General features: G+C 61.2%; 16 protein-coding genes and 3 tRNA genes. 9 read left to right on the top strand and 10 right to left on the bottom strand.

Features of this window, described 5'->3' with window-relative positions; translation table 11 throughout:
- Positions 1-48: 48 nt before the first annotated feature.
- From BN1124_RS12830 to BN1124_RS12800, 7 genes are all read right to left on the bottom strand, one after another.
- Positions 49-1,350, bottom strand: coding sequence for a hypothetical protein (locus BN1124_RS12830; RefSeq protein WP_042642491.1), 1,302 nt, complete (start codon positions 1,348-1,350; stop codon positions 49-51).
- Between the two features lie 103 nt (positions 1,351-1,453).
- Entirely contained in the window at positions 1,454-2,011 is a 558-nt protein-coding gene (locus BN1124_RS12825) for a hypothetical protein (protein WP_042642489.1), read from the bottom strand.
- Positions 2,012-2,125: 114 nt separating this feature from the next.
- The gene (locus tag BN1124_RS12820; protein WP_042642488.1) at positions 2,126-3,550 is read right to left on the bottom strand and encodes an FAD-dependent oxidoreductase; all 1,425 of its coding nucleotides are present in this window, start codon (positions 3,548-3,550) and stop codon (positions 2,126-2,128) included.
- 76 nt (positions 3,551-3,626) lie between these two features.
- A complete protein-coding gene (locus BN1124_RS12815) occupies positions 3,627-4,463 on the bottom strand; it encodes an FTR1 family iron permease (RefSeq protein ID WP_042642486.1) in 837 nt (278 codons plus the stop codon).
- The gene (locus tag BN1124_RS12810; RefSeq protein ID WP_042642484.1) at positions 4,463-7,438 is read right to left on the bottom strand and encodes a YncE family protein; all 2,976 of its coding nucleotides are present in this window, start codon (positions 7,436-7,438) and stop codon (positions 4,463-4,465) included. The genes BN1124_RS12815 and BN1124_RS12810 overlap by 1 nt, the downstream gene beginning before the upstream one ends.
- A gap of 4 nt (positions 7,439-7,442) precedes the next feature.
- Positions 7,443-7,892, bottom strand: a complete 450-nt coding sequence (locus tag BN1124_RS12805; protein ID WP_042642482.1) for a hypothetical protein — start codon at positions 7,890-7,892, stop codon at positions 7,443-7,445.
- Positions 7,893-8,007: 115 nt separating this feature from the next.
- Positions 8,008-8,493: a YqhA family protein gene (locus BN1124_RS12800; protein ID WP_042642480.1), complete on the bottom strand. Its 486-nt coding sequence runs from the start codon at positions 8,491-8,493 to the stop codon at positions 8,008-8,010.
- A 688-nt stretch (positions 8,494-9,181) separates the two neighbouring features.
- Between BN1124_RS12800 and BN1124_RS12790 the strand changes: the two genes are divergently transcribed.
- The 5 genes from BN1124_RS12790 (at position 9,182) to BN1124_RS12770 (ending at position 14,126) form a co-directional block, all read left to right on the top strand.
- On the top strand, positions 9,182-10,210 hold the full coding sequence (locus BN1124_RS12790; RefSeq protein ID WP_231553643.1) for a branched-chain amino acid ABC transporter substrate-binding protein: 1,029 nt from the start codon (positions 9,182-9,184) through the stop codon (positions 10,208-10,210).
- A 96-nt stretch (positions 10,211-10,306) separates the two neighbouring features.
- Positions 10,307-11,221 carry an ABC transporter permease subunit gene (locus tag BN1124_RS12785; protein WP_042642474.1) on the top strand — a complete coding sequence of 305 codons (915 nt, stop codon included), beginning with the start codon at positions 10,307-10,309 and terminating at the stop codon, positions 11,219-11,221.
- Positions 11,222-11,230: 9 nt separating this feature from the next.
- Entirely contained in the window at positions 11,231-12,523 is a 1,293-nt protein-coding gene (gene livM, locus BN1124_RS12780) for a high-affinity branched-chain amino acid ABC transporter permease LivM (protein WP_042642471.1), read from the top strand.
- Positions 12,520-13,410, top strand: a complete 891-nt coding sequence (locus BN1124_RS12775; RefSeq protein WP_042642469.1) for an ABC transporter ATP-binding protein — start codon at positions 12,520-12,522, stop codon at positions 13,408-13,410. Before livM ends, BN1124_RS12775 begins: the two co-directional genes overlap by 4 nt.
- Positions 13,407-14,126, top strand: a complete 720-nt coding sequence (locus tag BN1124_RS12770; protein ID WP_042642467.1) for an ABC transporter ATP-binding protein — start codon at positions 13,407-13,409, stop codon at positions 14,124-14,126. Before BN1124_RS12775 ends, BN1124_RS12770 begins: the two co-directional genes overlap by 4 nt.
- Positions 14,127-14,165: 39 nt before the next feature.
- On the opposite strand, the gene BN1124_RS12765 is transcribed toward BN1124_RS12770, so the two are convergent.
- Both BN1124_RS12765 and BN1124_RS12760 read right to left on the bottom strand, forming a co-directional pair.
- Positions 14,166-14,241 (bottom strand) — tRNA-Asn (locus tag BN1124_RS12765).
- A 2-nt stretch (positions 14,242-14,243) separates the two neighbouring features.
- Positions 14,244-14,319, bottom strand: a tRNA-Asn gene (locus tag BN1124_RS12760).
- A 576-nt stretch (positions 14,320-14,895) separates the two neighbouring features.
- Here BN1124_RS12760 and dauA point away from each other — a divergent pair.
- Positions 14,896-16,632, top strand: coding sequence for a C4-dicarboxylic acid transporter DauA (gene dauA / locus BN1124_RS12755; RefSeq protein ID WP_042642462.1), 1,737 nt, complete (start codon positions 14,896-14,898; stop codon positions 16,630-16,632).
- A gap of 181 nt (positions 16,633-16,813) precedes the next feature.
- Positions 16,814-16,901: transfer RNA gene (locus BN1124_RS12750), tRNA-Ser, on the top strand.
- Between the two features lie 258 nt (positions 16,902-17,159).
- Here the strand turns inward: BN1124_RS12750 and BN1124_RS12745 are convergent.
- Positions 17,160-18,374 (bottom strand): hypothetical protein, encoded by a 1,215-nt coding sequence (locus tag BN1124_RS12745; RefSeq protein ID WP_042642460.1) that lies wholly within the window; start codon positions 18,372-18,374, stop codon positions 17,160-17,162.
- 653 nt (positions 18,375-19,027) lie between these two features.
- Between BN1124_RS12745 and hcp1 the strand changes: the two genes are divergently transcribed.
- Both hcp1 and BN1124_RS12735 read left to right on the top strand, forming a co-directional pair.
- Positions 19,028-19,546 carry a type VI secretion system effector Hcp1 gene (gene hcp1 / locus BN1124_RS12740; RefSeq protein ID WP_042642458.1) on the top strand — a complete coding sequence of 173 codons (519 nt, stop codon included), beginning with the start codon at positions 19,028-19,030 and terminating at the stop codon, positions 19,544-19,546.
- A 59-nt stretch (positions 19,547-19,605) separates the two neighbouring features.
- Positions 19,606-19,824 carry a hypothetical protein gene (locus BN1124_RS12735; RefSeq protein ID WP_033130164.1) on the top strand — a complete coding sequence of 73 codons (219 nt, stop codon included), beginning with the start codon at positions 19,606-19,608 and terminating at the stop codon, positions 19,822-19,824.
- The last annotated feature ends 136 nt before the right edge of the window (positions 19,825-19,960 follow it).

The raw sequence follows: 19,960 nt of genomic DNA, 5'->3' as shown, positions 1-19,960 counted from the left end.
GCATCTTTGGTGCCAAAAGACGCCATGTGGTGGATGAAGGTCACAACATCAACGGGGTAGGGCGAGCCAGAGACCGGGCTCGGCGCGAAAACGGGGCGCAAACCAGTGGGCGTCATGGGGGCCCGGCAGGGCATCGGCAGCGAGGGGGCGGCGGCTGAGGCGACAGGCGCCCTTGGCCAGCGCCAGCCGCGCGTCGCCCTCATACCAGCCATCGGTGACGGGCAGGGGGCTGGACTCGCGCAGCAGCCGCACGCCCCACTGGGTCACCAGCGCCGGACAGCCTTGTTCGGCCATTTGCCGGGCCTGACTCATGGCCGGCAAGCTGGGCGGGATTAGGGTGGTGACAAGCAGCGCCAGGGCCCCCAGCGTGGCGCCCTTTATTGACCAAGAGGCGACAGGCCTTGCCGCAGGCAGCCAACCGACCAGCAGGATCAAGCCCAGATACACCAGCGGCGCCAGGTGGCGGGGATTGTCCGGGTTCTGGCCGAGCAGGGTCCAGAGCAGCAGGGCCAGCCAGCCGAGGGGCCAGCTTTTGTCGAGACATGTGCGCTTTGCTCCTGACCAGAGCGGCCAGAGCAGCAGCCCCATCAGCAGTGGCCAGAGCGGGCTGAGCTGGGCATTCAGGGTCTGGCCCCAGCTCAGCAGGCGCGAGCCGTGGGCCGCCGCCGTGTTGCCCCAGAGGTGGAAGTGACCATCGGTGAAACGCCGTCCCTCGGCAAAATAGGCCCAGCCATCCGCCTGCCAGACGAACAGCAGACAGGCGAGCCCCACCAGGGTTATGGGGGTGACGAAGTGCAGCCGCTGCCCCCTGTGTTGCCATCCCTGCCACAGCGGCAACAGCCCTAGCACGAAGTAGGAGGGGCGCAGGGCCAGCAACAATCCCACCAACAGACCCGCGAGGGCCAGCCGGCGTGAAGAGAGCCGTGAGGAAACCGATGACGAAGTGCGCAGAGCCAGCAGGGCGCCGAGCCAGGCGGCCAAGGCCGGCCCGTCCGAGAGGCCGGACAGCGCCAGGGTGGGGGTGAGCGGCAGCGCCATGGCCCCAAGCCAGACTGGCGCCAGCAGCTCGGATCGTCGCCACAGCCGCACCGCCAGCAGGGCACTCAGGGGGGGCAGCAGGCTGCTGCCGAGCAGGCTGGCCCACTGCACCGCGCTTGCCGCATCCTGAGTCAGGAGGTTGATGAGGCGGGCGAGCCAGATAAAGGCGGGGTAGCCCGGGAAGTGGGGGGAGAACTCCAGCACGCTAAAGCGCGCCACCCCGTGGGCGAAGTTCAGGGCATCGTCTGAATCGAGCGCCACGGGGAAGGCCAGGAGCCAGCCCATCCAGACCAATTGCAGCAGGAGCAGCAACCAGATAGACGGGCAGGCGCTAGCCGGTTGCCGAGAGTAGCTCCCTTCTCCCCTGGCGGGAGAAGGGCTGGGGATGAGGGGGGGCATCACTCGGTTGGGACGATCAGAGCGGGGCCAGCACGGTCATCAGATCCTGCTCGGCGGCCTTGAACGCTTTCTCGTCGGCGACCTTGGCGCCCACTCCGAACACGCCGGGGTTACCGATGGCATCCAGCACTCTGGCGAGCGCCTGATCCGCGGCCTTGCGATCGGCTTCGCCGAGGGAGGGCAGGATCAAGTCCAGGAAGCGCTTGCTCTTGACCACCAGCACCTTGGCGGTCTGGTAGTCCCCGAGGTTCTGCCCGGCCCCCTCGAGGCGACGCTCGATCTCGGCCTTGTAGGCGCGGTTGAGCAGGGTGGCGGTCGTGGCCGCATCCTTGTTCTTGATGGCCTCGGCCAGCGGCGCCTTCAGCACCACCTTGTGATGCTGCTCGAGATAAGTGAGCTCCTCGTCGAGGCTGGTCAGCACGGCGCTGGCATCCTGGCCCTCGCTCGCCGCGCTCAGCAGCTGTTCGCGGGCGTCGATCAGGGGTTCCTTGCCCGCCGCCGCGTAGGAGTAGGCATGAGCCTGCCCCATGGTCGTCAGCAACAAGAGGGTGATAAGAGCGCTGCGTATGATCATCCTGTTCTCCTTTATCGAGCGCGGCTTCAAGCCACGCTCTGGGTTTCGATCACGGTGTTTTCGTTGCTGTGGTTGAAGGTGACAAGGCGTCTGTCCGCTTTCTCTGCCGCCATATCAGGCCACGCTTTGGGTTTCGATCACGGTATTTTCGTTGCGATGATTGAAGATGGCGTGCCGTCTGTCCACCCCGTCGATCACCATGTCCGCCGCCATCAGCCCCATCTCCATGGCTGTGTCGGTGAAGATGTAACGGAAGGTGCCCTGGCGCCCGCTCATGATGAGGTTGTCGATGGGCATCAGCAGCTGGATGGCCGCGTCCCGCCGTCCCTGATAGCCGAGATCCATCAGCGGGTAGGCGTATTCGCTGCGGGCCTCGAAGGTCTCCTCCCCAAGCTTGCCGGTATCAACGCCGAGGCTCGCCAGATCCTGGCTGACTCGCTCGCGCAGTTCGGCCAGCGGCGCCTGCCAGGTCTCGTCCCCCGGATTGCAGGGGACTTCCAGCATCACCGAGGTCTTGCCCGCGGGCGCCATAAAGGGGCTGCGGCGGCGCGGTTCCTGCAAGCGGGTGGCGAGAATGTGGGGATCCGAGAGGTACTGCCAGGTGTTGTCCGACAGGTTCTCTTGATTGAGCGGCATGTTGACGAAGCGCAGGGCGCGGTAGTGCAGCTCGCAGGGCAAGCCGAGGTGCTGGCAGGTGAGGGGCAGGGGCAGGGTGGAGATCACTTGATCGAAAGCCTCACTCTGCTCCGCGCCATCTTGCGACCAATGCACCCGCTGGATGCGGCCATCAGCCTGATCGAGCCGGCTGATGGTGGCACCCGTCCTGAGGGTGACGCCCTCGGCCATCAGCCGCTCTCCCAGGGTGGTGAAGATCTGGCCGAAGCCATATTTGGGGTAGCGGTACTTGCGGGCATAGGTGCGCACCGAGGTGCTGCCCTTGCGTCTTGGCAGCAGGCGGCGGGCCACGTCTTTCAGATCGATGAGGCTGATGCGCTGACCCGCCCAGTCGGCGGAGAGCCGGTCCGGGTTGATGCCCCACAGCTTGGCCGTGTAGCCTTCGAAGAATTGGCGGTAGAGGGTGCGGCCGAAGTGGCTCTGGATCCACTCGGCGAAGCTCGCCTTGGCAAAATCGGTGGGCTTGCTGGCGAAGGGGAGCAGCAGCAAGTCCTTGAGCGCCCCCGCCATCAGGGAGAGCGGCGCGGTCTTGAGCAAATTTGGCAGATTGAGGGGATAGTCGTAGGTGCGTCCCGCGAAGCGAATGACGCTCTTGCGCTCCGCGTGCAGCAGGTCCTCCCCCATCAGCTCGTCGATAAAGGCGAGCAGCTCCGGGTTCTTGGTGATGAAGCGATGGCCGCCGTAGTCGAAACGGTAGTCCCCGTCCTTGCCCGCGAAGCGCTGGGTGGCGCACATGCCCCCCACCACGCTCTCCTGCTCGAACAGGGTGACAGCAAAGCCCGCCTGTCGCAGGCGCCAGGCTGCCATCAGACCGGCGGGACCCGCCCCCAGCACCGCAATTTTTTTACTGCTGTTATCGCCCATCAATCTCTATCCAACGCTATCCACGACACAAGGAGAAAAAGGGGGCCCGCAGGCCCCGCTACTGAAAAAAGGTGGCTTATGCCTTGTTGGCTTCGACCTGTCTGGGCTTGTAGTTGCGATACCAGATGGTCACGAAGACCGCCAGGTAGGCTAGCCAGGTGGCGAGCTGCAGGCCGGCCGGGGAGGCATTGTAGCCGAACAGCGCCCGCAGGAAGGTGCCAAATACGCCCCTGTCGTCGAGGATGTGGCTGATGTTGAACACCGGCGTGGTCCAGAGGGTGATGACACCGGCGGCTTGCAGCATGTTGACGGCAGACGACAGCAGGCCGGCGGCGATGATGATGATGAGCAGGCCGGTCCAGCGGAAGAAGGGGGCGAGCGCCACCTTGCGGGTGGAGCGCAGCAGCATCCAGACCAGCAGCAGGGAGAGGGCCAGCCCCGCCAGGGCGCCGGTCAGGCCGGACTGCAGGCTCACCCCCTGACCTGAGTAGAGCAGCGCCGAGAAGAACAACACCGTCTCGAAGCCTTCACGCATCACCGCCAGGAAGGCGAGCAGCACCAGGCCAAACAGGTTGCCGCCGTCGATGGCCGCATCGATGCGCGCCGTCATGGCCCCCACCTGTGATTTGGCCTGCTTCTGCATCCAGACCGCCATGTAGGTGAGCACCAGGGTGGCGAAGATCAGGATCCCCGCCATCAGCAGGTGGTTGTAGCGCTCGCTCTCGAACTGGCTGACCACCACCTGGAACAGGAAGGCCACGGCCAGGGAGGCAATCAGCCCCAGCAGCACCCCCAAATAGATGTACTTGTTGTAACGGCTCGCCCCCAGCTTGGCGAGATAGGAGAGGCAGATGCCCACCAGCAGAAAGGCTTCCAGCCCCTCGCGCAGGGTAATGAGAAAACTTGCAAACATCAGCGTTCATGCTCCGTGTCAGGGACGGGTGGGGTCGGCTGCAGCAGAGACAGCTGTAGCCGGTTGAGTAGCACTATGGGGGGCTCCGGCAACTGCGGCTCGCTGGCGCGCACTATGTCGTTGACCCACTTGGGATAGGTGCGGAAATTGAGTTTGATGTCGACGGCAAAGGGCCCCCTGGCATCGACGGGCAGCGGCCAGGCCTCGTCACGCCAGCCATCGGCCGGGATGCGGGTGTCTTCCAAGAGCTTCTCGTAGCGCCAGAATTTGAGCCCCAGCGGCTTGCCCGCGGCATCGCCGAATACTTTCCTGAACAGTCTCGCATCCTCGGGCACGGCGCCCCCCACCGGCTGGCCGCTTTTCAGCACCACCTGGCCGGTGGCGTCTGTGACGGTCAGCTCCAGCCAGAGCTCGCGGAAATCCGCGACCCCGGTGGGCAGGGCGTGACCGGCACCGACGTTGGTGACGCGTACCACCAACCGAGGCTGGTCTGCCGTGTCTTCGATGCGGGCGGAGAGGGCAGCGCTGGAGCGCAGCAGCGCCAGGCTCTCCTGCTCGAGCTCGGGGTTGCGCAGCCCCACCAGCTGGTGCTGGGCGCCGGTGAAGTTGTGGCGATAGAGGCGTGCCTTCACGGGGCCATTCTCGGTGGACTGGCCCGCGACCGGGGCGCCGCCGTTGCCGGGCTCCGGGTTCATGTGGCAGTCGATGCAGCCGCGACGCTTGTCCGGATCGGTTGACGTGGCGAAGCTGGAGTTTTGCCACTCATCCCAGGTGTTGACGATATTGGCGCCCGTGCCCGGGGCGAATTCGTTGTGGCAGGACTTGCACAGGGCCGCATCTTGATAGAAGTCCTGCTGGTAGGAGGCCTTGTGCATGGCGGGACGCGCGTTGATCTGCCGCTCGGCCAGCCAGTGGCGGGCGCTGCCGCCCGGGGCATCCTCGAACACGTAGCTCTCCCTGTCCTTGAGGTTGACGGTGAAGGCGCTGTTGCCACCGGCATCTTCGAGCCTGGTGATGCGATGGCAGAGTAGGCAACTGGTGCCTTCTTCCACCACGGGCTCACCCGCCTGGTGGGCTTTGATGAGGGAGGCGCCACCCCGCTCCAGCATATGGGAGCCCTTGGGCAAGTCGGTCTGGCCCGTCATCACCTGCTGGGGCATGTGGCAGCCCTGGCACCACTGGCCGAAGGCTTCCCCTTCGGTCTGTCTGGCCAGCGCCTGCACCGCCTTGTAATAGGGATGGGAATTGCCCATCAGCCGGTGGTTGCTGTCGCTCCAATCCGCGAAGGCCTGTTGGTGGCAGTTCTGGCAGGAGGCGGAGTTGAGCCACTCTTTCGGATGGCTGGTCGGCGCCTTGGCGGGATCCGTGCGCGGGGCATCGAGCCGCAGCCAGTTGGCGAGATAGGGCAGGTTGCCATCGGCTGTCACGAAGGCGTGCAGATCCTCCATCATGGCTTTCACCTCGGGCTGGGGCTGGGTGGGATCCACCGTCTCGGCCCCGTCGCGGCCGTCATGGCCCATGCCGCCCTGGGTCTGTTGGGTCATGCGCAGGTATTCACCGATGAAATCCCCTGCCACCATGTTGGTGAGGTTGGCGTGGCCATTGATGGCGTTGTCTTTGCTGGCCTGACGATGGGCCTGCATCAGGAAGCGGTTGGTGAAGTTGAAGCCGTCGAGGTGACAGGAGTTGCAGCTCATCCAGTTGTCCCCCGCCATGGGGAAGCGGGTATTGGCCGCGGTGTTGCCGAGGTTGAACAGCCGCTCACCGCGCTTGAGTGGCTCGGGACGGGGATCGGCCTGCACCAGTTTGGCGAAGTGGGGGACATCGACGGTGACCCGGGCGAAGGGGCCGCTGCCACCGCTGGCGAGACGAGTCAGATCCTGGCCCATGACGTTGTGCACCAGTATGTGGTCGCCATCGATGAGCAGGTCCCGTGGGTTCTGGCCCGGCAGGTGGCGCAGCAACTGGGTCGCCTTGGCGCCCCCCTGGAACTTCTTGCGTCGGTGGCGGTTGCTGTTCTGCTTGCCGCTGCGGGAGAGATCGAACACCAGCAGATCTTCGGAGCCCGCGAGCGTCAGGTAGACCCGCTTGCCATCGGCGGCGAAACGGGCCGCGAAGGGGTTGGAGACGATCTGGCTGCGGTTGCCGACGTTCGGCAGATTGATCTGCAGGAACAGCTGCTTGCGCTCATCCACCCGCTCCGTCTCGCTGTCCAGATCGATGATGGAGACCGCCGGGAAGACGGTGCTCTGGAACTGGAAGGGGTGATCGAAGCTCCAGAGCACATGGGGCAGCCAGGCCTCGCTGCCGTCGGGGGAGAGGGTGATGCCATCGAGCAGGCGTGGCAGCCCCTGGGAATCGCTCGGTGTGTCGCTGTGGGTCTCGGCCAGGGTGATGAGCTTGGGGTTGGCCAGGGTCGCCTTATCTGCCGCTCCCTTGAGTGTGCCGAGATCGTAGATGGCCAGCTGACCCGTCATGGCGTGGGTCAGCAGCAGTCGATCGTCGTCGGTGAGGGCCAGTCCGCGCGGGGTCTCGGCGGTAGGGAGATCCAGCTGGAGGCGGCCATCCACATCATAGGCTTGCAGGCGTGCCGCCTCGAACAGCGTGACCCAGAACCAGCGCCGCTTGGGATCGAAGATGACGCCATAAGGGCGATGGCCGGTAGGAATGGCCTTCTTCACATCGAGATCATCATCGAGCAGCAGCAGGCGATCACCGCTGTAATCGGTGACCAGCAGGGTGCCATCGTCGCTGCGGGCAAGCTGGCGCAGATCGCCGCCGAGGGCTGCTTCCTTGAGCCGTTCGCCGCTGCCGCGCTCGAGCAGGGTCACCGAACCTGCGCCCTGGTTGGCGGTGACGAGGCGCGGAGCCTTGCCATCCTCATAGGCGAGCAGAGCCGAGCCCATCTGCTGGGCCTGGGCCGACCCCAGCAGCGAGAGGCCGATGAGCAGACAGGATAAGAGCAACTTCAACATGGGATCAGGAACGCCATTTGAGAATGGTCCAGCGCCAGGCGTGGCGCAGCACCAGGGGAGTGAGCATCAGGGAGCTGAGCCAGTGTGTCCAGCTCGCCAGGGCACCCAGCCTGTCGCCGGGGGTGCCGTGCAGGACGAGCACCAGGCCGCTGCCAAGGCAGACCAGCAGCAGGGCCTCGATGATCTGACCCGTTGTGCGCAAGAACGGCTTGTGGCTGTGGCGCAGCAGGCGACGATGAGAGAGCCAGAAGGCGCCAAACAGCAGGGGGAACAGGGACAGCGACAGCATGACGTGAAGGAACAGGTTCCAGCGGGCCAGGGACCAGAGCGGGGTCAGCGGCTCCCACAGCAGCAGCCCGGAGAAGAACATCAGGTAGAGGCTGCCCTCGGCGGCCTGATGGTGGTAGGCCAGCCATCGCCAGAAGTGTCGTGGTGAGAGAAAAAGGCTTGTCATACAGGCTCCAACGCCCGGGCATTTCGCCCGGGGAAGCAAGTTTACAATGGGGTAACCGCAATGAAAAGAGTTATCAATTTCGCTACTGATGAATAGGCCCTGAACAGAAGGGGGGCTATTTGTGATCCGCCAGTCGCTCGGTGATCGCATAGATGAGCGCCGCCAGCGAGAAGGCCAGGAACACGATCACCGACCACTTCATCTCCACCTCGTTGCCGACCCCGTCATCCAGGAAGGCCTTGAGTACCTCGATCCCGGCGATGGTGACCAGGGAGTTGATGACGATGAGCTTGAGGGAGGCGAAGTTGATCTTGCTGAGCCAGTTGTTGCCGAGCGCCTCGCGTTGCTCCTGGGTCTGGATGAACTGCACATAGCCGCAGATGGCCACCAGGATCAGCATCTGCGCCACCAGCACGAAGTCCACCAGGGTCAGGACGCCGGTGATGAGATCCATGTAGTGGATCTCAATGATGTCGCGGCACAGCACATAGAGCTGCATGGCAAATTTCACCATCAGCAGGGCAACGCAGACCAGGATGGCCACGTAGAAGGGGAACATCATCAACCGGCTGCCATTGAGCATGAAGTTGAAACGACGCATGGAGACTCCGAACAGGGGGAAAGTGCGCAGAGTATGGCGTGGATCCGCTCCCGATGGCATCCCTGAACGGGGAGAAAGTCCGGAGAATGGCGAGCCGACGGGGATTGAAGGCAGGTGATGGGGATTTCATACGCCGTGCGGGGAGGGCAGATGCAAAGAGTCATCGTCGCTTGAGAAGGGACATTGACTCTCTGATGGAAGATGCCATCTTTTTTCCGAATATATATTTCCGCTTTTTTATCCGCGTTTTTTGGGCGCAAGGTAGCAAATATTCTGACCGCCGCATGATTCATTTTCGTTATTTTTAAGCGGATGTGATCCCCGCCGTAATTTCACTTCGCCGGGCCGGGTCGCTTAACAGGGCGCCTATACTGTGGCATGTCAAAATATTGCAGCTCGATTTGCAACTATGACAATCATTTGCTTAGCTTTTTTCAGCTAGCAACGAGCGCAAGCACCCCACCTCCACCTCACAGGATAATGTCTGGATTAAGTTCGCTTCGTACATATTGTTCTCGTTTTTGCTGTTGGGTTGGGCGCGCCATCGAGGCGTTCAACGTCACATACATAAACCACTTTGCTAAGGAACAGCATAATGTCGCTAACCTTCATCAGAAGTCCTATTTCCCTCGTGTTGACGAGTTGTCTGGTCACGGCATTTTCCGCCCACGCGGATATTGTGATCGGTGTGGCAGGCCCCTTCACCGGGCCGAATGCTACCTATGGCGATCAGTATTGGCACGGGGCGACTCAGGCCGCGAATGACATCAACGCCGCAGGCGGGATCAATGGCGAAAAAATCAAGCTGGTGCAGGGGGATGACGCCTGTGAACCCAAACAGGCCGTCGCCGTGGCCAACCGTCTGGTTGATCAGGACAAAGTGAATGCGGTGGTCGGCCACTTCTGCTCATCGTCGACCATGCCCGCCTCCGAGGTCTACAACGACGCCGGGATCATCGCCATCACCCCGGGGTCGACCAACCCGCTGGTCACCGAGCGTGGCATGAGCGACATGTTCCGCATGTGCGGACGCGATGACCAGCAAGGACAAGTCGCCAGTGACTTCATCATCGACAAGCTCAAGGCCAAGCGGGTGGTGATCATTCACGACAAAGATACCTACGGCCAGGGGCTTGCCGATGCGACCAAGGCGGCGCTGGCCAAGCGCGGCGTGAAAGACGTGATGTACGAGGGCTTGTCGCGTGGCGAAAAAGACTTCAACGCCTTGGTGACCAAGATAGGTGCGCAGAAACCCGATGTGGTGTTCTTCGGTGGCTGTCACCCGGAAGGCGGCCCGCTGGTGCGCCAGATGCGTGAGCAGGGCGTGTCGGCCAAGTTCTTCTCGGGGGATTGCATCGTCAACGCCGAGATGGTCACGGCCGCCGGTGGCCCTCAGTACACCAAGGGCATCTATATGACCTTCGGCCAGGACCCGCGTCTGATCCCGGACGGCAAAGCGGTCATCGAGAAATTCCGCGCCAACAAGTTTGAGCCGGAAGGCTACACCCTCTATGCCTACGCCTCGGTGCAAACCATTGCCGCGGCATTCAAGGCCGCCGGTGGCACTGACTCCGCAAAGGCCAGTGCCTGGCTGAAGGGGAACACTGTTGAGACTGTGATGGGTAAAAAGTCCTGGGACAGCAAAGGGGATCTGAAAGTCTCCGATTACGTGGTGTACGAATGGGACGACAAGGGCGCCTATAAAGAAGTCAAATAATGCCCGATAACGGCACAGTGGAAAACGCTCAGCGCCGACGGGAGTCGGCGCTCTATAAACACCAGGTCTTCGCGACCCATAAGAGAGCGTACTAGGATGGATGTATTTTTCCTGCAGCAATTGATCAATGGATTAACGCTGGGTTCCGTCTACGGCCTGATTGCCATCGGTTACACCATGGTGTACGGCATTATCGGCATGATCAACTTCGCCCACGGCGAGGTATATATGATCTCGGCTTATCTCAGCGCCATCGGCCTGGCGTTATTGTCGTTCTTCGGATTGCACTCTTTTCCATTGCTGATCCTCGGCACCCTGGTATTCACCATAGTGGTGACGGGTGTATATGGCTGGACCATAGAGCGCATCGCTTATAAACCCCTGCGTAACTCAACTCGCCTGGCGCCGCTTATTTCCGCCATCGGCATGTCATTAATATTGCAAAATTACGCGCAAATCAGCCAGGGGCCGCGCCAGCAAGGGGTGCCTACCTTGCTCGACGGGGTATTTCGTTTTCATATCGACGACGGTTTTGTCCAGGTGACCTACACCAAGGTGTTTATTTTGATTGCCTCCTTTGCGGGCATGTTATTGCTCACCTGGATCATCAGTAATACCAAATTGGGGCGCATGTGCCGGGCGGTGCAACAGGACAGAAAGATGGCTTCCATCATCGGCATCAATACGGACAGGATCATCTCGCTGGTGTTTGTGATTGGTGCCGCCATGGCGGGGCTGGCCGGTGTCTTGATCACCTTCAACTACGGCACCTTCGACTTCTATGTCGGCTTCATCATTGGCATCAAGGCCTTCACCGCCGCGGTGCTGGGAGGCATTGGCTCTCTGCCCGGCGCCATGCTGGGGGGCTTGGTGCTGGGCATTGCGGAGGCGCAATTCTCGGGGATGGTGAACTCCGATTACAAGGATGTGTTTTCGTTCGGGTTACTGGTGATGATCCTCATCTTCCGTCCGCAGGGGCTGCTTGGCCGCCCCGTCATTACCAAGGTGTGAGGCCCTGACATGAGATCACAGACGAGGTTGCAAGGCGGTTTCTCACTCAGGCGCTGCACGCTGGATGCGATGCTTGCCGGTCTGGTGGCGCTGATCATCTTTGGCCCCATCGTTGGCGTGGTGCTGGATGGCTACAGCTTTAATTTCGCGGGGCAGCGATTGGTGTGGATCATCCTGGCCGTCATGGCAGGGCGCTTTCTGATGAGCGCCTTCTTGACCACGGCCGCAGGGGCTCGCCTGCTCGCTTTTTTTGAAACGGACAACTCGGGCGTCTATGTGCGTGATCCCGACTACAAGAATCCCCTGCGCTGGATTATTCCGCTGGTGCTCGCGCTGGCCATTTGTTTCCCCTTCGTTGCCACCAAATATGTGCTGACGGTGGCGATCCTCGGCCTGATCTATGTGCTGCTCGGGTTGGGATTGAACATCGTAGTGGGGCTAGCCGGCTTGCTGGATCTGGGTTACGTCGCCTTCTATGCCATCGGGGCTTATGGCCTCGCGCTCGGCTACCAATACCTCGGCCTTGGGTTCTGGTCGATGTTGCCGCTGGCGGCGCTGATCTCGGCGGCGGCCGGGGCCCTGCTGGGGTTTCCGGTATTGCGTATGCACGGGGATTATCTGGCGATAGTGACGCTTGGTTTCGGGGAGATCATTCGCCTGATCCTGAATAACTGGCTGGTCTTTACCGGCGGCCCCAACGGGATCTCTGCCCCGCCACCCACGCTCTTTGGGCTGGAGTTCGGGCGACGAGCGAAAGAGCAGGGCGGTGTGCCTTTCCATGAATTCTTTGAGCTCAGCTACAACCCCAACCTTAAATTCATCTTCATCTACACCATTCTGGTGCTGGTGGTGGTGTGGGTGCTCTATGTCAAACATCGGCTGACCCGCATGCCGATCGGGCGCGCCTGGGAGGCGCTGCGGGAAGATGAAATTGCCTGCCGCTCCATGGGGCTCAATCATGTGCTGGTCAAGCTCTCAGCCTTCACGCTCGGGGCCTCCACCGCGGGCATTGCCGGGGTGTTTTTTGCCACCTATCAAGGGTTCGTCAACCCGACTTCCTTCACCTTCTTCGAATCGGCCCTGATCCTCGCCATCGTGGTGCTGGGCGGCATGGGCTCGACCATAGGCGTCGTGCTGGCGGCCTTCGTGCTGACGGTCACGCCTGAGCTGCTGCGTGGCTTCGCCGAGTACCGTGTGTTGCTGTTTGGCATGCTGATGGTGGTGATGATGATCTGGCGACCGCGAGGCCTTATCCGCATCAACCGCAGCGGCTTCGCGGTACGAAAAGGAGTGGCCCCATGACGGACAGTCCTCTCAGCGACATGATCCTGAATGTCGAGCATCTGATGATCTCCTTTGGCGGTATCAAGGCGCTCAATGACGTGAGTCTCACGGTGCGGCGCGGCTCCATCACCGCACTCATCGGCCCCAACGGCGCGGGCAAAACCACGGTGTTCAACTGCCTGACCGGTTTCTACCGGGCGACCGGCGGCAATATCTTTTTCAACGGACGCAATCAAACGACCAATGTGATCCAGGTCCTCGGTCAGGCATTCCAGCCAGGGGATTGGGTCAACCCGGCGCAACTCGGGCAGCGCATCTTCTACAAGATGTTTGGTGGCACCCATCTGGTGAACCGTGCCGGCCTTGCACGCACTTTCCAGAATATCCGCCTGTTTAGGGAAATGTCGGTGGTGGAAAATTTGCTGGTCGCCCAACACATGCAGGTGAACCGCAACTTGCTGGCCGGGGTGCTCAACACCCCGGCATACCGGCGGGCCGAGAGCCGCGCGCTGGATCGCGCCTTTTACTGGCTCGAGGTGGTGGATCTGGTGGATTGTGCCAACCGCTTGGCAGGGGAGATGTCCTATGGCCAGCAGCGGCGGCTGGAGATCGCGCGGGCCATGTGCACGGCCCCGGAGCTCATCTGCCTCGATGAACCCGCCGCCGGCCTGAACCCGGTGGAGACGCGCACCCTCAGCAAGATCATCCGGTTTCTGCGGGACCATCACGGCATCACAGTGCTGCTGATTGAGCACGACATGGGCATGGTGATGGAGATTTCGGACCACATCATAGTGCTGGATCACGGTGATGTGATTGCAGAGGGTAAACCCGAGCAGATCCAGCACGATGACAAGGTGATTGCCGCCTATCTTGGCACCGACGAAGACGAGGTCTGCGCATGAGTGAGGCGATGCTGGAGTTTCGTGACGTCGATGTGTTCTATGGCGCCATTCAGGCGCTGACACAGGTCAGCCTGCAGGTGCATCAAGGGGAAACAGTGGCGTTGATCGGCGCCAATGGGGCCGGGAAATCCACGCTCTTGATGTCCATATTCGGTCAGCCACGGATCCGCAGCGGGCAGATCCTGTTTTGCGGTGAAGATATCAGCCATCGATCGACACATTCTGTTGCCTCGTCGGGCATTGCCCAGGCCCCGGAGGGACGGCGAGTCTTCCCCGACATGACGGTCGAGGAGAATCTGCTGATGGGCACCATACCGATAGGCGATCGCCATGGGGCGCAGGATATGCAAGCCATGTTCGATCTGTTCCCGCGCTTGAAGGAGCGGCGCAAGCAACGGGCGATGACGATGTCAGGGGGGGAGCAGCAGATGCTGGCCATCGCCCGCGCCCTCATGAGCCGCCCCAAGCTGTTGCTGCTGGATGAACCCAGTCTCGGGCTCGCCCCCATCGTCGTGAAACAGATCCTGCACACCCTGCGGGAGCTGGCGCAAAGCGGCATGACGATTTTCTTGGTCGAGCAAAACGCCCACCATGCGCTGAAGCTGTCCGATCGGGGCTATGTGATGGTGAACGGGAAGATCCGGTTAAGCGGCAGCGGCGAGGAGTTGCTGGGCAACCAGGACGTGCGCAAAGCCTATCTGGGGGGCGCGGAATAACAAAAAGCCCGCTCAGTTTCCTAAGCGGGCTTTCGAAGATGGCTCCCTCGACAGGACTTGAACCTGTGACATACGGATTAACAGTCCGCCGTTCTACCGACTGAACTACGAGGGAATTGGCTCCTCCTACTGGACTTGAACCAGTGACATACGGATTAACAGTCCGCCGTTCTACCGACTGAACTAAGGAGGAATTGCCTGTCTCGTCGAGACGGAGCGGATATTAATGATCCCCCGGACGGGTGTCAACCCGTAACCCTGCGCAAAAAATGGCTTTTCGGTCCGTTTGCCCAAAACTTGGTCGTTGTGGACTATTTTCAGCACAATCAGCAGCTTGGGATAGCTATCTGGCACCGACCAAGGGGCGCTGCCTTGTCTGGCAACGCCTGGGTGGGTGAATGCGACTCAAAGATACGGGGGAGAGGCATTCGCCGCCGCGTCGATTGGCAGGTTTGCATCTAGCCTCTCAAGGCACCAGTGCCTGAGGGCCGGGCAGAGGCAGGGGTTGGATGGTCGCCCTGATTTGCCCCGAATCGTCGATGATGGCGGATAACTAAAATGGCGATAAACATCGGCGATATACCGCTCATCCACGGCAATACCGTGGGGTAATGGCCATTTCTTGATCCTGCCCATCGAATTATCTTGCCGGCTCGGGTATGGTTGCCCTCGATACCATCGCCGCGTCGACAGCTCTGCCGGCCCTTGATGATGATCGGGTGCCGGTTCACTCCGGCCTTTGTCTCCCTCTTCTGGTATTACCCTAGACATGCACAATCAAGCTTCCTTACAAGGCGTGAAGCTGGCCATCGCATTGCGCCAATCCTGTTTCGACGAACCCTATAGCGTTGCGCGCTTCGGTCGCGATCTCATCGCCGGCATCACGGTCGGCATCATCGCCATTCCGCTCGCCATGGCGCTGGCCATCGCCAGCGGCGTGCCGCCCCAGCACGGTCTCTACACCGCCATCATCGCCGGCATCGTCATCGCGGTGACGGGGGGCTCGCGTTTCTCCATCTCGGGGCCGACCGCCGCCTTCGTGGTGATCCTCTATCCGGTGGCCCAGCAGTTCGGGGTGGGTGGCTTGCTGATGGCGACCCTGCTCTCCGGCTTCTTCCTGGTGGCCATGGGGATGGCAAGACTCGGTCGCCTCATCGAGTACATTCCGCCTTCGGTCACCCTGGGCTTTACCGGTGGTATCGCCATCGTGATAGCGACCCTGCAGATCAAGGATTTCTTCGGCCTGCAGGTGCCAGAGATGCCGGAAACCTATGTCGGCAAGGTCGAAGCCCTGGTTCAGGCGCTGCCGAGCTGGCAGTGGGGCGATACCCTGGTGGGGGTGGCGACCCTGGCAGTGTTGCTGCTCTGGCCCCGCCTGCGGTTGCCGGTGCCGGGTCATCTGCCGGCCGTGCTGGTCGGGGTGGGCCTCGGTTTTGGGTTGCATACCATGGGCATCGATGTGGCCACCATCGGCAGCAAGTTCAGTTACACCCTGGCCGATGGCACTCAGGGCATGGGGATCCCCCCCATAGCACCGACCCTGATGATGCCCTGGGCATTGCCCGGGCCCGACGGCGCCCCTGTGGTCTGGGATCTGGCGGCCATTCAGCGGTTGCTGCCCGCCGCCTTCTCCATGGCGATGCTGGGAGCCATCGAATCCCTGCTCTGCGCCGTGGTGCTGGACGGCATGACGGGGCGCAAGCACAGCTCCAACGGTGAGCTGGTGGGGCAGGGGCTTGGCAACATACTGGCCCCTTTCTTCGGCGGCATCACCGCGACGGCGGCCATCGCGCGCTCCGCCGCCAACGTGCGGGCCGGCGCCACGTCCCCCATCTCCGGGATAGTGCATGCGCTGGTGGTGCTGGCCGCCATCCTGGTGTTGGCACCCTGGCTCTCCTGGTTGCCGCTCTCCGCTATGGCGGCCCTGTTGCTGCTGGTGGCCTGGAACATGAGCGAGGCCCACAAGGTGGTGGATCTCATTCGCAGGGCGCCCCGCTCGGACGTGCTGGTGCTGCTGGTTTGCCTCTCCCTCACCGTCATCTTCGACATGGTCATCGCCATCACCTTCGGAGTGATCCTGGCGTCCCTGCTGTTTATGCGAGAGGTCGCCAAGATGACCAAGTTGCACAACCTGGCCGAACACAGGCGCTATGCCAGCGAGGTGCCGGCCAATACCCTGATCTACAAGATCAACGGTCCCCTGTTCTTCGCGGCGGCGGAGCGGGTGTTCGGCGAGCTGCTGGCCGAGGTGCGGGATCACAAGACCCTGGTGCTGCAGATGGAGGCGGTCTCCATCCTGGATGCGGGCGGACTGGCCGCCTTCCAGCAGTTTGCCAAGCGGATGGCCAAGACAGGGGTCCGGGTGCGGGTGGCCGAGCTGCAGTTCCAACCCCTCAAGACTCTGGCCCGCGCCAAGGTGCGCCCCATCCCGGGTGAGCTGGAGTTCTACGGCTCGCTGGAGGAGGCCATCAAAGGGGAAACCTTGCACGAAGCGGCTGAAAATTGAGTGAAAGGGATAGGGAACGGCCTGTTTTTGGTCACTTGGTTCGGTTATTGAGCAATTGACTGCAAAAGATGAAAAATAGGATTGACCGGCCTGAGCCTATCCCTTACATTACGCCCCGTTCCAGCGCAACAGCGTGACGAACGGGTGTTGGCTGAACACCATAAACAACAGACAAAAATTTGGTGAGGTGTCCGAGTGGCTGAAGGAGCACGCCTGGAAAGTGTGTATACGGCAACGTATCGAGGGTTCGAATCCCTCCCTCACCGCCAAATTTAGAAAAACCGACCTCAGGGGCGGTTTTTTGCTTTCTGGGCCGTGGGTCCCGACTCTCCTTGAAATGCCAGACCCCGCTCGCAAGAGCGGGGTCTTTGTTTTGGCGCCTCTTCGCTTTCCTCCGTTGATGACGGCGTCCCTGTAAAGCCCCTTGCTTCACACCCTCTTCTCTCCCATTGATGTCATGAGTTGCCAAAGACGGCAGGGGCTCTCTCATTTGCCCTCAGGTTTTCACTGTCCTGCGTTCTCGGCCATCAGAAGATCACCCCGATCAGGCGATCGAGCAGCACCTCGAAGGGAAACATGGTGAGCAACAGAGGCATGAAGGGGACGACGGTAGCCAGCACCAGTTGCAGGAACATGTCCCGACTGAACGGCAGGGGCCTGACCTCCTTGATCACGGTATAGGCATTGCCCAGATCGGCGAGGGACTGGATGTCGGCGGCGCCGAGCAGGGGTTCACCGTCCCTGTCGTCCGTGCGCAGCCAACGGCGCTCGAAGCCGCGGCTGTATTCGGCCGCGAGGGCGCCGTATTCCCGCAGACCCTGTCGTTTTGCCGCCAGTATGTGGGGGGCAAAGACACCGAGCGGGCCCAGTACCAGCATCAGCCCGAAGCCCGCCAACAGGATGATCTCGGGCTTGTAGGCGGTCAGCACGGCGGCGTCATAGAAGATCCGGTTGGCGATGAAGCCGGCCAGCTGGGCACCAAAGGCGGTCAGCAGCGGTGAATAGGCGTAGGCCGATGCGCCGAGGAAGCCGAGGCCGCAGTTGCGATCGGGATGGGTCGGCAGGAGTTCGAGCCGGATCCGGGAAACCTGCCAGAGGAAGCGGGTCCAGATGATGATCCGGTAGAGCCAGCGCAGGATCAGAAACTGGGTGATGGGGTTGCTCACCCAGAAGAACCAGAAGCCGGGCAGGGTCAACGTCATATGGCCGTCCTCTATGGTGGCGTACCAGGTGGAGGAGTGCAGGGCGAAGGTGTTGGTCCGGATGAAATAGCCCATGGTGAAGACAAACAGGATGAGGCCTACTTCCAGAGGGATCGAATTGCGCCAGCGCATGGCGCTCTGAATGGCATCATAGAAACGGGGCAGGGCGAGGGGCGAGATGAGATCCCGCTCGATGAACTGGCTGACGATCCCCCGGATGCGCTGATGGACGATGAGCTCCGCATAGACCAGCAGGGAGACGCAGACCAGGAAGCGCACATGGGTTTCCACATCCAGCAGAAAGGGGACGGCCACCCCCTGTAGCAGGCTGCCTTCCAGGGCGCACAACAGCAACAGGGGCAGCCAGCAGAGCCCGCTCAGCACCAGGATCCGCCGCCGGATGTGGGTCTTGATCTCGCCAAGGTGCGCTCGGCTCCACAGCTGGTACAGCGGGCCTCCCAGGATCAGGGAGAAATTGTAAGGGTCGGACAGGGGTTGGCGCTGGGGATCGGGCGGTATGACGGGCTTATGGTTCGACATGATAGGGATCTCTGTGTGTCTGGTGTCGAATAAGCCCCGGCCCTATGGCCGGGGCGATGAATGAACCGGATGTTGACGGTGAGGGGGAGACAGATGATGAGCAGGCATAACACCATCCGATCACCACAGGGCGGCTTGTGTGGGACGGATGCGGGCTCCATCGGAATGCGGTGGGGGAGTGGTTGTCTTGACCGTTGCTGTGAGGGTGCATCGCCATGCGCCTGACCTGGGACTCATGGTATTAGGTATAGCGCTTGCCCGTGTCCGAGGCGGCTTCTATCGGGGAGGAGCCTGTGTCTCGCTACTCCCTTTGGCGCGGCTGGTGCGTGAACTGCGCTTGTCATGGGCCAGCGGCATCACTGGAAGAAAGCCTGTAGGGATGAACAGAGTCAGGATAGGGGCGACGTATGATGAAATTGGTGTAAAACACCATGACAAGCAATTAATTGCTCTGACTACGGTCATAAATTTCAACAATGCAAAATAAATTGGCCTTATATGCTGATAAGGCAAAATATTGCGGTCTATTGCACGCATTAAAATAGAAATATAACTCTAGTTTATTGTTTTATATGAAAAAAAATATTTGGCATGGTCACTGCTAATGGTTTCGGTTGAGTGTCATTACCGTTCAACCAATCAGGAGCATACCCATGCCAACTCCATGTTACATCAGCATCGAAGGTAAAACCCAGGGCAACATCACCGCCGGTGCCTTCACCTCTGACTCCGTCGGCAACATCTTCGTGCAAGGCCATGAAGACGAGATGCTGGTTCAGGAATTCCAACACGTCGTCACAGTGCCGACTGATCCGCAATCCGGCCAACCTGCCGGCCAGCGTGTCCACAAGCCGTTCAAGTTCACCGTCGCGCTGAACAAAGCCGTGCCGCTGATGTACAACTCCCTGGCCTCCGGTGAGATGCTGCCGAAAGTGACCCTGAAGTGGTACCGCACCTCGGTCGAAGGCAAGCAGGAACACTTCTTCAGCACAGTGTTGACCGATTCCACCATCGTCGACATCGACTGCCAGATGCCCCACTGCCAGGACCCCGCCAACGCCGACTTCACCCAGCTGATCCAGGTCTCCCTGGCCTACCGCAAGATCGACTGGGAGCACACCGTCGCCGGTACCTCCGGTGCCGACGACTGGCGTGCGCCGATCGAGGCTTGATGCCATGAGGGAGCACCCGTCCAGGTGCTCCCTTTTCTGTATTCAGACAGGGAGGCCTTATGCCGAAAGAGTCGTTTTATCCCGATACCAATGAACCGCACATTCACCTGCACCGGGGGGGCGCCACCTTCACCGACATTGGCCATAACCACAGGACCCTGGTCCGTGGCTCTCTGGTCTATCGCGGCACAGTGCAGGAAGTCATCGTCGATCTGCAGGGGCGTGGTGATAACCGCAGCATTCAGATAGCGCAATACATTCAGTCCAACTTGGCCTGATCTCAAAGGCCGGGATACCGGCCTGCTTCTCATCTTTGCCTGTCCTGGTCACCTCTTTCTTCTGCTCGTTTGCTCGTTGAGCGAGCACAAGAAAGAACATGACGTTGATACCACCGCACGCCTCAGGGCGTGCGGT

Origin of the sequence: Aeromonas eucrenophila, assembly GCF_000819865.1 — a bacterium.
Lineage (GTDB): Bacteria > Pseudomonadota > Gammaproteobacteria > Enterobacterales > Aeromonadaceae > Aeromonas > Aeromonas eucrenophila.
The sequence above is the reverse complement of the archived record's forward strand: the minus strand, read 5'-3'. Positions and strand labels throughout refer to the sequence as shown.

What these genes read in the sequence shown, in the direction of transcription:
- dauA (WP_042642462.1), top strand. Translation starts at nt 14,896, where the DNA reads ATGCACAATCAAGCTTCCTTACAAGGCGTGAAGCTGGCCATCGCATTG.
- livM (WP_042642471.1), top strand. Translation starts at nt 11,231, where the DNA reads ATGAGATCACAGACGAGGTTGCAAGGCGGTTTCTCACTCAGGCGCTGC.
- BN1124_RS12770 (WP_042642467.1), top strand. Translation starts at nt 13,407, where the DNA reads ATGAGTGAGGCGATGCTGGAGTTTCGTGACGTCGATGTGTTCTATGGC.
- BN1124_RS12745 (WP_042642460.1), bottom strand. Translation starts at nt 18,374, where the DNA reads ATGTCGAACCATAAGCCCGTCATACCGCCCGATCCCCAGCGCCAACCC.
- BN1124_RS12815 (WP_042642486.1), bottom strand. Translation starts at nt 4,463, where the DNA reads ATGTTTGCAAGTTTTCTCATTACCCTGCGCGAGGGGCTGGAAGCCTTT.
- BN1124_RS12825 (WP_042642489.1), bottom strand. Translation starts at nt 2,011, where the DNA reads ATGATCATACGCAGCGCTCTTATCACCCTCTTGTTGCTGACGACCATG.
- BN1124_RS12810 (WP_042642484.1), bottom strand. Translation starts at nt 7,438, where the DNA reads ATGTTGAAGTTGCTCTTATCCTGTCTGCTCATCGGCCTCTCGCTGCTG.
- BN1124_RS12775 (WP_042642469.1), top strand. Translation starts at nt 12,520, where the DNA reads ATGACGGACAGTCCTCTCAGCGACATGATCCTGAATGTCGAGCATCTG.
- hcp1 (WP_042642458.1), top strand. Translation starts at nt 19,028, where the DNA reads ATGCCAACTCCATGTTACATCAGCATCGAAGGTAAAACCCAGGGCAAC.
- BN1124_RS12735 (WP_033130164.1), top strand. Translation starts at nt 19,606, where the DNA reads ATGCCGAAAGAGTCGTTTTATCCCGATACCAATGAACCGCACATTCAC.
- BN1124_RS12805 (WP_042642482.1), bottom strand. Translation starts at nt 7,892, where the DNA reads ATGACAAGCCTTTTTCTCTCACCACGACACTTCTGGCGATGGCTGGCC.
- BN1124_RS12800 (WP_042642480.1), bottom strand. Translation starts at nt 8,493, where the DNA reads ATGCGTCGTTTCAACTTCATGCTCAATGGCAGCCGGTTGATGATGTTC.
- BN1124_RS12820 (WP_042642488.1), bottom strand. Translation starts at nt 3,550, where the DNA reads ATGGGCGATAACAGCAGTAAAAAAATTGCGGTGCTGGGGGCGGGTCCC.
- BN1124_RS12785 (WP_042642474.1), top strand. Translation starts at nt 10,307, where the DNA reads ATGGATGTATTTTTCCTGCAGCAATTGATCAATGGATTAACGCTGGGT.